The following is a 10,065-nucleotide window of genomic DNA, read 5'->3' as shown; positions in this document are numbered from 1 at the left end:
CCCGACCCCCAGAAGGTGGCCGGCGTATTCAGATATGAAATACAAATGTCTCGATTCGTAAAGAGGGGAACAGTCTTTGTCCGAGCAAAAAACCTTGGAGGTTATCGTTCGAGAGTCCGATTGGACAATTCTTCACTTCATGTACTACTGACAGATGCTGACCATTGATACGGACGACTTTCGGCTTCAAATGGAGCCGCTTTCTGCACGATTCGAGGAACCGGGCGGCCCCTATCTTGAATGGATCGATGTAATAATCAATCTGATTACCCCGGGGATACAGGCAGAAGGGCGCTGGAGCATCATGCCAATCGAGCTGATGAAATTCCGGCAAGAGATTCAATCCATGCAAGCCCAATTCCAGTCAGGCCAACGAGCGGAATTGACAGGGGTTGAGCCTGGGTTTGAGCTGGTGTTGCGAACACTTGATCAGGGTGCAATCGTAGGCGAATGGCGCTTTCAACCAACCCCCCCGGATGGAGCATGGGTTACGGGGCATTGCGGGCTGGATCAGTCCTTCATCCGCGAGTTGCTGGAAGGAATTGAGTCCCTTCTTTCGTTTGCAAAGGCGAGCAACTCGCCATAGCCAAAATATGTGCCGGTCGTTAGCAGCATCACTGCTGCATCCACCCTACACCGCCAGATCGACCTGGCTGACCGTGCCGACGCTGCCGTCCTCGCGCAGGTAGATGCTGCTGGCGCGCATCATGCCCAGGGTTTCGTTGGCGGCATTGTTGAGGCTGAACTGCGTGTCGGCGCGGCCGAGGTAGAAGGCGCCGACGCCCGCTTCCTTCAGCGTCTGCAGCGTGCCCACGCCCTGGGCGTTCGGGCGCCAGATGCGCAACTGCGACCACGCCGCATCGTTTTCGTCGATCCAGCCGTTGCCATCGCCGTCGAGCGCGGCCAGTTCGTCGAAGCCATTGCCGCTCATCGGACCGAACAGCTCGCGGCCGTCGTCGATGCGGCCGTTGGCATTGCGGTCCAGCGCGAGATAGCCGCTGCCGCCGAGCAGCGGAACCTTGTCCAGCGTGCCGTCGGCGTCGAGGTCGAAATCGAAGCGCACGTCCGACAGCGCCGCCGCCGGGCCGCCGAAATCGAGCACCAGCGGGTCCTGCAGCCTGCGCTGCTCGCCGCCACGCAGGCTGACCGACACCGACTCGCTGTAGCTGCGCGACATCGCGAAACCGAGGTCGAAGCGGATTTCCGCGCCATCGGCGGTGCGGATCATGCCGGAGGCGCTGAAGGTGGTGGTTTCGGACTCGGCGTAGGTGGCGCTGAAATCGTAGGCAAAGCCGGGGCCGGACGGCTGCTGCGCGCCCGCCCCGGCCGAAGCCTGGCCGAGACCGCGCAGGTCGAGGCGGCGCACCGGCTGGCCGGTCATGGCTTCGATCAGGCGGATCAGCATCGACAAGGTGGCATCGTTGTCGAGGATGTCATCCAGCTCGACGGCAGGCGCGGACTGCGCGCCGGCAGCGGCGGCGTCGGCCATCTGTGCCCGGCGCGCGGCATCGGAAATCTGCACCGCCGCGGGCATTCCAGCTCCAGTACCCGCGGCGGCCTCGGCGCCCGTGCCGGATGACAGCGGCACGCCGCCCCGGCCCCACACTTCGAGCCGTTCGCTGGTTTCGGACGATTGCGAGAACTGCCGGGAGGATTGCAGTTCGACATTGAAGGCGGCGATTTTCATGGGGGACCCCGGGCGCATCAGCGGCAAGTCCCGTCAACGGCCGAAAAATCAGAAACTTGAGTGCGCCACCGCCGCAACGGGCATCGGCCTGCGGCGCGGCATGCCGCTCACTGCAGGGCTTCGGCCAGTTCGGCGATCGCGGCTTCGCGGCCTTCGTCCTGCCCCTGTCCGGCCGCCCATTCCGGATGGGCGCGGGCCTTTTCGATCGCGTGAGGCAGATCCGCCTTGCGCCAGCGCTCGGCCACTTCGTCCACGGCACCGGCCTCGCTGGCCTCCGCGACTTCGATCGGCGCCAGTGCGGCATGGCCGCGGCCGTCCAGCGCCGCCAGCAGCCGGTTCTGGCGCAGCGCGACGACGCGCAGGATGAGATCGTCCACCGTCAGTTCGCGGTGGCCGCGCAACTTGGCGGCGATGCGTTCGCCGTAATGGCCGAAGGTCTGCCACAGGCCGCCGGCGATCGCACCCAGCGCGGCGGCGGCGCCGAGCGTGAGGCCGCCGGTCATCAGGTCGATGCCGACGCCGGCCGCGGCACCGGCGGCGACGCCGGTCGACAGGCGAAGCCCCATCTGGCGCAGGGTCTCGGGGTTGAACAAGTCGTCGTCCCAGCGCCCGTCGGTCAGCGGCAGTTCGGCGGCGCGGGCATCGCCGGGGCGGAAGCGGTACAGCCGCAGCAGGGCTTCGACGCAATCCTGTTCGCGCCGGCGCACCGCATCGCGCAGGCGCTCGACGGCGGCCTGCAGCGCATGCTCCGAATCTTCCCCCGCCGCCAGCCGCTCGCGCCGTGCCGCCAGATCGACCAGCAGTTCGGCCACCAGCCGCCGTGCCATCGCCCGCCGCTCGTCGGCTTCGCACGCACGGGCATCGATCAGGCGCTGCAGCGCGGGGCGATGGCCGTGCATCAGCGTCGCCAGGGTGTCGAACAGCTCGCGCTCGCCATCGAGCGCCGGCGCCACGGTGTCGAAGCTGACCACCGCATGCAGGCTGAGCCGGGCCAGCGCGGCACGCCATTCCGCCACCCGCGCATCCTTCGAGGCGACGAAGTTCAGCACCGGCAGCAGCGGACGGGCGCAGGCGGCGAGCAATTCCAGCTCGTCGCGGTGCTTGGGCAGCACCGGGTCGCGCGCATCGACCACGTACAGCGCCGCATCGCTCGCCAGCATCTGGCGCAGTACCTTCGCTTCCTGCTCGAAGCGTGCATGGGCCTCGGGCCGCTCGAGAAAGCGTGCGAGCCGGTCGGGGCCGTCGAGGCGTTCGCCGGGCGCCACCAGCGCATCGACGAATTCAAGCAGGGCGATGGCATCCTCCATCCCCGGCGTGTCGAACAGTTCCAGCGCCGGCCGGCCATCGGCCATCAGCCGCAGACCTTCGACGTGGCGCGTGGTGCCGGCCGAATCGGACACTTCGCCGAAACCCACGTCGCGCGCCAGCGTGCGCAACAGCGAGGTCTTGCCGGTATTGGTGTGGCCGACGACGGCCACGCGCAGCACTTCGTTCATGGCATCCGCTCCAGCTCGCGGCCTTCCAGCCAGTCGCGCGCGGCCGTCTCGCCGAGGATCAGCACCTCCGGCGCGAAACCCAGCCGGGCAAGGCCTTCGCGCCACTGCGGCAGCCGGCTTTCCATCGCCTCGCCGCTGCTGTCGCCAGCACCGAGCGCCCAGACGCGCGTCTCGACGGCATGATCCGCCAGCCCGGCGATGACGCCGAGGTTGCCGCGATCCGGCGTGCGGCGCGGATCGACCGCCACCAGCAACCGGCACGGCGGCTGTGCGCCGAAACGGGCGAGCGCCTCGCGCCGCTGCTCGCGGCTGTCGAGGCGGCCGGCGTCGAACGCCGCCAGCCCGGCAGATACGCTGCCGCCCCCGCCCGCCGACGGCGGCCACGCGAGGTCGCCGCCCAGCTCCAGGGCGACGAGCGCCGGCCCGCCGCTGCCCGCCAGCCGTGCCGCATGGCGTACGGGGCGGGGCATCACCGCCGGCTCGGGGTCGCGCACGCCGATGCGTTCGCTGTCCGGCAGCAACAGCGGACGCAGCCTCGCATAGCCGGGACGGCTCAGGTCGAGCCGCAGGCGCTGCAGCGATCGCCGCCACAGCACCATGCACGCCAGTGCCAGCACGGCGCGCGGCAGCACGCCATAGACCAGCAGGGCACCGAGCAGCCAGCCCGACCAGGCGCGCCGCCCGCTTTCCTCCAGCATCGGTGCATCACCGCTGGCGACGATCGTGGCCGCATCCGGCACCGGAAAACCCAGCAGTGCCGGCAGCCGGCCCAGCGCATCGACCAGCCAGGCGAACACGCCTGAGGGCAGGATGGTGGTTTCCCAGACGAAGCCATAGCGGCGCATGGCGAGCAGCGCCAGCATGCCCGCCGCAGCGGCAAGCAGCGCCAGCGCCCACAGTGCATGGCCGGCCGCGCCGACGCCCCAGCTCGCGGCACGGCTCCAGCCGGGCAGGCCGCCCAACGCCAGCGGCAGCTCTGTCGCCGCGGGCGAACGCTCGAAGAACGACGGCAGCCGCAGCCACAAACCGCCCGACACACCCGTTCGGGCACCACGGCCGCCGCGTGACAGCAGCGTCGCCAGAATCCACAGCAGCAGGCTGAACAGATTGACGCCCAGCAGGCCGCCCAGCGCCCACACCACATTCACCGCACGGCCGCCGTCGCCCAGCACGCCGGCCGCGGCGCCGAAACCGAGCACCAGCGCCAGCACCGCCGCCACGGCCAGCAGCAGCCGTACCCGGCCATGCCAGCGCAGGATCGCATCGTGCCAGCCTTCGCGCACGCCGAGTTTCCGAGCCCGGTGCAGCACGCGTGCCTCGAACTCGGGCGCGGCAGCACGCGCCGCGGCAACTGCGGCATGATCCTCCAGGGCGCCGTGGCCTTCCTCATGGCGGCGCACGACCTCCGCCAGCCAGCGGGATTCGAATGGAGTCAGAGCGGCGGAGCTACGGGTAGAGGCTGTCAAGGTGGCGCGGACCGATGCGGCCCGTTCAAAGGCAGGGTTGAGGGGCAAAAGGTGGACAGCATAGCAACGACCACGCCTCGGCCATATTCGAACCCGCCCCAATCCGATTGCAGAAGCGGGAGTGGAAGCACGCCGCGCTTGCGGCCCGATTGCGCCGCGCAGCAGCGGCAGCCGTAGCCATCTTGCCTTCATTGCCGGATTTCCCAGTTTCGGCACTGTCGCGCCACAGACCTTGATGGCGATCAAGCTGCCGTTTTCAGAAAGGCTTAGCCTCCCGGCCTACAGCATTCGCAGCGGGGACATCCATGAGCACAGAGCTTTTCCACTGGACCAGCGAACTCGACGTCGGCATCCAGGAGATCGACGAGCAGCACAAGGAACTCGTCGACCTGCTGAACCAGTTGCACGTCGCCATCCAGGAACATCACGGCTCCGCGACTTCGCGTCAGGTCCTCGACAAGCTGGCGGACTACACCCGTACCCATTTCGCCGTAGAGGAAAGCCTGATGCGGGTGTCCAACTACCCGGATTTCGCCGCGCACAAGCAGAACCACGAAGACCTCATCGCCCAGGTCCAGGCTTTGCAGGAAAAACTGGATTCCGGGCAGGGCGCGATCACTTTCGAACTGCTCCACTTCCTCAAGGTCTGGCTGACGCGCCACATCAACGAGGCGGACAAGCGCTTCGGCGCGCATTTCCTCGCCCACGGCGGCGCCAGCCAATGGTCCGAGCATGTCGAGGAGGCGATGAAGAAGCGCAAGTGGTGGTGGAAGTTCTGGTAAGGTCGCCGAACCGATTTCTTCCGAAACGAGCCCCATCCCATGAAATTCAGCCTTCTGCTGCCGCCCCTGCTGCTGGGCGGCGCCCTCGCAAGCAGCCCCGCATGGGCAGAACCGATGCCCTGTCCGGATCTCGCCGACGCGGTGCAGGTCGCAGCCTGCCCCACCGACGCGGAACTGCGCTACACCTTCATGGGCTACTGCGGCGACAACGCCCGCCTCTACGGCGCCGACGTCATCACCTGCGCCAGCTTCGACAATTACCGCGAGGTCAAGAACATCGCGATGTGGGAATCGGCCGACGGCCGCTTCAGCGGCTACCTGTCGTGCAACGTCGCACCGGCTTCCATCCACGCCTCGAAGGCAACGCGCATGCACGTCGAACGCAAGAACGGCCTGACACGCCTGATCTGCGACTACGACAACGACCACCGCCTGGTCCATCGGACCAAGGCCGAGTGCACCGTCGAGGCGGAAGACTGCAGCAGCGGGAACTGCCGGGCGGTCTGCGACTGATCGCCCCGGATGCGGAAGCGGCCGGCCGCTAGTCAGGCGATGCCCGGCCCGTCTGCACGGGCATCCGGCCGATGAAGCTGCCGAAGAGCGCCGCGACGTCATCGGCAGCCAGATGCCGCACGATGAATACCAGCCGGCTGCGGCGGTCGTCATAGGGCGGCACAGCCGGCCAGGCCGGCAGGCTGAGCGGCGGGTACACGCTGTGCTGCACGCATTGCAGCACGCGCGGCAAGGAGTCGCCGGCGACGTTCAGCAGGCCCTTGATGCGCAGGATGTGCTCGCCATAAAGCTGCAGCAGCAGGCCGAGCGCATCCGAGAATTCGTACCAGGGCAGCGGTTCGTCGAAGCTCAGCACGAAGCTGCACACATGCGCATCGTGACGCGCGCGGATTTCACCGGCAGGCGCAGGGACGGCATTGGCCGCCGCGCCCCTCGCCCCCGGCCTGCGCCAGGCCGGAGCGCGCTCGGCCGCCTGCCTCGCGGCAGCCGCCGCGGCTTCCTCGCCGAGCCATGCTGCCACGTCGGGATGCTTGCCTGTGGCATCGTAGAGGCCGCAATCGAACAGCGCATCCGGCGCCACGGCGCCCGCCGACACTTCGAGCTGGCGCGCGCCCGGGTTCAGTCGGGCGATGCGTCCGGCCACCGCCTGGCGCTCGGCCTCGCCGGCCAGATCGCATTTGGTCAGCAACAGACGGTCGGCCATCGCCACCTGGCGCACGGCTTCGGCATGCGCCTCCAGCTGGCCGAGGACGTGGGTGACGTCGACCGCCGCCACCACGCCGTCGACACGGTAGCGCTCGGCGATGAAAGGCTCGGACATCAGCGTATGGACGACCGGCGCCGGATCGGCGAGGCCGGTGGTCTCGATCAGCACCCGGCGCAGGCCCTTCAGTTCGCGCCGCAGCGCACGCATGAAGAGCCCTTTCAATGCCCGCACCAGGTCGCCCTGCACACTGCAGCAGATGCAGCCCGAGTCGAGCACGACCAGGGTTTCGTCGACCTTCTCGACCAGATGGTGGTCGACGCCGACTTCGCCGAACTCGTTGATCAGCACCGCGCAGCCTTCCATGCCCGGCTGGCGCAGCAGGTGGTTCAACAGCGTGGTCTTGCCGGCACCGAGGAAACCGGTGAGGACCGTCACCGGAATGCGGCGATCCTCGGCGCCGGCGGGCGCCCCGTCAGCGGGCGCGGCACTCACTGCCAGCCGCCGCCGAGCGCCTTGTACAGTTCGACGCGGTTGGCCCCATCCGACAGACGGGTGGCGATCAGCTCCAGTTCGGCGCCGTACAGGCTGCGCTGGGCGTCGAGCAGGTTGAAGTAGCTGTCGACGCCGCCCTTGTAGCGCGCATCGGACAACTCGAAGCTCTTCGCCGTGGCTTCGACCAGCGCACGCCGCGCGTCGAGTTGCTCGGCCAGCGTGGCGCGCTGGGCCAGCGCGTCGGCGACCTCGCGGAAAGCGGACTGGATCGCCTTCTCGTACTGCGCGACGTTGATGTCGCGCTGGATTTCCGCCACGTCCAGGCTGGCCTGCAGGCGGCCGGCCTCGAAGATCGGCAGGCGGATCTGCGGCATGAAGCTCCAGGTGCGCGAGCCGCCTTCGAACAGGCCGTCGAGCGAGGCGCTGGCGCTGCCGATGCTGGCCGTCAGCGAGATGCTGGGGAAGAAGGCCGCGCGCGCCGCGCCGATGTTGGCGTTGGCGGCGCGCAGGGCGTATTCCGCCTGCAGGATGTCCGGCCTGCGCACCAGCACTTCGGAAGGCACGCCGGCCGGCAGCACCGGCACGCTGGCGATCGCCTCGTTCAGGTTTTCCGGCAGCAGGTCCGCCGGCACGCCGGTGCCGACGATCAGCGCCAGCGCATTCTCGTCCTGCGCCACCAGCGCGGTGTAGCTCGCCATGTCGGCGCGTGCGGTCTGCAGCAGGGTTTCGGCCTGGCGCAGGTCGAGCGCCGACACCGCGCCGGCATCGAAGCTGCGCTGCGTCAGCTCGTGCGATTTCTGCCGGGTCTCGAAGGTGCTGCGCGCCAGCGCCAGGCGCTCGCGGTCGGCGGCAAGGCGCAGCCAGGCGTTGGCGACTTCGGCCACCAGGCTGATCTGCGCACTGCGGCGCGCTTCCTCGGTGCCGAGATAGGTCTGCAGCGCCTGTTCTTCCAGGCTGCGCACGCGGCCGAAGAAGTCCAGTTCGTACGACGCGAAGCCGAGGCTGGCGCTGTACTGGCGGCTGACCGCCGACTCGCCGGTGGCGTTGAGGTCGCCCGGCACGCGCTGCGCGCTCTGGCCGCCGCTGGCGGCGATGGTCGGGAACAGGTCGGCGCGCTGGATGCCGTACAGCGCGCGCGCGCGCTCGATGTTGAGCGCGGCGATGCGCAGGTCGCGGTTGTTTTCGAGCGCGAGTTCGATCACCTGGCGCAGGCGCGCATCGGCGAAGTAGTCGCGCCAGCCGATGTCGGGGGCCAGCGGCGCGAGGGTGGATGCCTCGGTCGGCGCCGCCTGCGGAAACTCCGCCGGCACCGGCGCGGCCGGACGCTCATAGGCCGGGATCAGCGAGCATGCGCCGAGCAGGGTGGTGGCCATCGCGGCGATGAGAGTACGGATTGGAGTACGAATTGGGGTCACTGAATTCTCCATGTCAGCGTGCCTCCTGTGCGACCACGGCATCTTCGCGCGGCTTGTCGGGGAAGATGCGCTTGATCACGACGTAGAACAGCGGCACGAAAAAGATGCCGAGCAGCGTACCGGCGATGGTGCCGCCGAGCACGCCGGTGCCGATCGCGTTCTGGCTGCCGGCGCCGGCGCCGGTCGAGATCGCCAGCGGCAACACACCGAAACCGAAGGCGAGCGAGGTCATGATGATCGGACGCAGGCGCATGCGCACCGCTTCGAGCGTGGCCTCGACCAACCCTTTGCCTTCCTGCTCCATCAGCAGCTTGGCGAACTCGACGATCAGGATCGCGTTCTTCGACGACAGGCCGATGGTGGCGAGCAGGCCCACCTGGAAGTAGATGTCGTTGGACAGCCCGCGCCCGGTCGCCGCCAGCAGCGCGCCGAGCACGCCGAGCGGCACCACCAGCATCACCGCGAACGGTACCGACCAGCTTTCGTACAGCGCGGCGAGGCACAGGAACACGATCAGCAGCGACAGCGCATACAGCGCTGGCGCCTGCGAGCCGCTGCGGCGTTCCTCGTAGGAGGTGCCCGACCAGTCGTAGCCGATGCCGGCCGGCAGCTTGGCCATGATCTCCTCGACCGCCTGCATCGCCTCGCCGGACGACAGCCCGGGCGCGGCCTGGCCGAGGATTTCCCGCGACGGCTGGCCATTGAAGCGCTCCAGGCGCGGCGAACCATAGGCCCAGTAGGCGCTGGTGAAGGCCGAGAACGGCACCATCTCGCCGGCCTTGTTGCGCACGTACCACTTTTCGAGATCCCCGGGGGTCATCCGCGAAGGGGCATCGCCCTGCAGGTACACCTTCTTGATCCGGCCGCGGTCGAGGAAGTCGTTGATGTAGCTGCCGCCCCAGGCCGTCGCCAGGGTTTCGTTGATGTCGGCGACGCTGACGCCCAGCGCGCCCGCCTTGGCATGGTCGATGTCCAGCCGCAGTTCGGCCATGTCCTCCTGGCCGTTGGGACGCACGCCGACCAGGCGCTTGTCCTGCGCCGCCATGCCGAGGAACTGGTTGCGCGCCGCCAGCAGGGCCTCGTGGCCGAGGCCGGAGCGGTCCTGCATCTGCACCGTGAAACCGCCCGAGGTGCCCAGTTCGATCACCGCCGGCGGCACGAAGGCGAACACCATCGCCTCGCGGATCTGCGAGAAGGCGCCCATCGCCCGGTTGGCGACCGACTGCACGTCGAGTCCGGCGGCGCGGCGCTCGTCCCACGGCCGCATGTTGACAAAGCCGATGCCCATGTTCTGGCCGCTGCCGCCGAACGAGAAGCCGGCCACGGTGAAGATCGCCCGCACCGCATCCTTCTCGTTCTGCAGATAGTGCTGCTCGACCTTTTCCAGCACTTCCAGCGTGCGCTCCTGCGTCGCACCGGCCGGCAGCATGATCTGGTTGAACATGATGCCCTGGTCCTCTTCCGGCAGGAAGGACGTCGGCATGCGTACGAACAGCAGGCCCAGCACG

9 protein-coding genes are annotated in these 10,065 nt (G+C 68.4%); 3 read left to right on the top strand and 6 right to left on the bottom strand.

Features of this window, described 5'->3' with window-relative positions; translation table 11 throughout:
* Positions 1 to 154: 154 nt before the first annotated feature.
* Positions 155 to 586: a WapI family immunity protein gene (locus tag TBU01S_RS16390; protein WP_068638073.1), complete on the top strand. Its 432-nt coding sequence runs from the start codon at positions 155 to 157 to the stop codon at positions 584 to 586.
* Positions 587 to 631: 45 nt separating this feature from the next.
* On the opposite strand, the gene TBU01S_RS16385 is transcribed toward TBU01S_RS16390, so the two are convergent.
* From TBU01S_RS16385 to TBU01S_RS16375, 3 genes are all read right to left on the bottom strand, one after another.
* Complete coding sequence (locus TBU01S_RS16385; RefSeq protein WP_068638071.1) at positions 632 to 1,687, bottom strand: energy transducer TonB family protein; 1,056 nt, start codon at positions 1,685 to 1,687, stop codon at positions 632 to 634.
* Between the two features lie 107 nt (positions 1,688 to 1,794).
* The gene (locus TBU01S_RS16380; protein ID WP_068638070.1) at positions 1,795 to 3,183 is read right to left on the bottom strand and encodes a GTPase/DUF3482 domain-containing protein; all 1,389 of its coding nucleotides are present in this window, start codon (positions 3,181 to 3,183) and stop codon (positions 1,795 to 1,797) included.
* Complete coding sequence (locus TBU01S_RS16375) at positions 3,180 to 4,583, bottom strand: DUF2868 domain-containing protein (protein WP_245650947.1); 1,404 nt, start codon at positions 4,581 to 4,583, stop codon at positions 3,180 to 3,182. The genes TBU01S_RS16380 and TBU01S_RS16375 overlap by 4 nt, the downstream gene beginning before the upstream one ends.
* A gap of 371 nt (positions 4,584 to 4,954) precedes the next feature.
* Between TBU01S_RS16375 and TBU01S_RS16370 the strand changes: the two genes are divergently transcribed.
* Both TBU01S_RS16370 and TBU01S_RS16365 read left to right on the top strand, forming a co-directional pair.
* Positions 4,955 to 5,431: a bacteriohemerythrin gene (locus TBU01S_RS16370; RefSeq protein ID WP_068638068.1), complete on the top strand. Its 477-nt coding sequence runs from the start codon at positions 4,955 to 4,957 to the stop codon at positions 5,429 to 5,431.
* A gap of 39 nt (positions 5,432 to 5,470) precedes the next feature.
* The gene (locus TBU01S_RS16365; protein ID WP_068638066.1) at positions 5,471 to 5,944 is read left to right on the top strand and encodes a hypothetical protein; all 474 of its coding nucleotides are present in this window, start codon (positions 5,471 to 5,473) and stop codon (positions 5,942 to 5,944) included.
* 28 nt (positions 5,945 to 5,972) lie between these two features.
* Here the strand turns inward: TBU01S_RS16365 and TBU01S_RS16360 are convergent, their stop codons facing one another.
* The 3 genes from TBU01S_RS16360 to TBU01S_RS16350 form a co-directional block, all read right to left on the bottom strand.
* Complete coding sequence (locus tag TBU01S_RS16360) at positions 5,973 to 7,142, bottom strand: CobW family GTP-binding protein (RefSeq protein ID WP_068638064.1); 1,170 nt, start codon at positions 7,140 to 7,142, stop codon at positions 5,973 to 5,975.
* Positions 7,139 to 8,515, bottom strand: coding sequence for an AdeC/AdeK/OprM family multidrug efflux complex outer membrane factor (gene adeC, locus TBU01S_RS16355; RefSeq protein WP_245650948.1), 1,377 nt, complete (start codon positions 8,513 to 8,515; stop codon positions 7,139 to 7,141). Before adeC ends, TBU01S_RS16360 begins: the two co-directional genes overlap by 4 nt.
* Positions 8,516 to 8,570: 55 nt before the next feature.
* Positions 8,571 to 10,065: efflux RND transporter permease subunit (locus TBU01S_RS16350; protein WP_174524546.1), on the bottom strand; the 1,495-nt coding region annotated here is incomplete at its 5' end.

Origin of the sequence: Thauera butanivorans NBRC 103042 (assembly GCF_001591165.1) — a bacterium.
Classification (GTDB): domain Bacteria; phylum Pseudomonadota; class Gammaproteobacteria; order Burkholderiales; family Rhodocyclaceae; genus Thauera; species Thauera butanivorans.
Note: the sequence above shows the minus strand (reverse complement) of the source record. Positions and strands in the feature narration are given on the sequence as shown.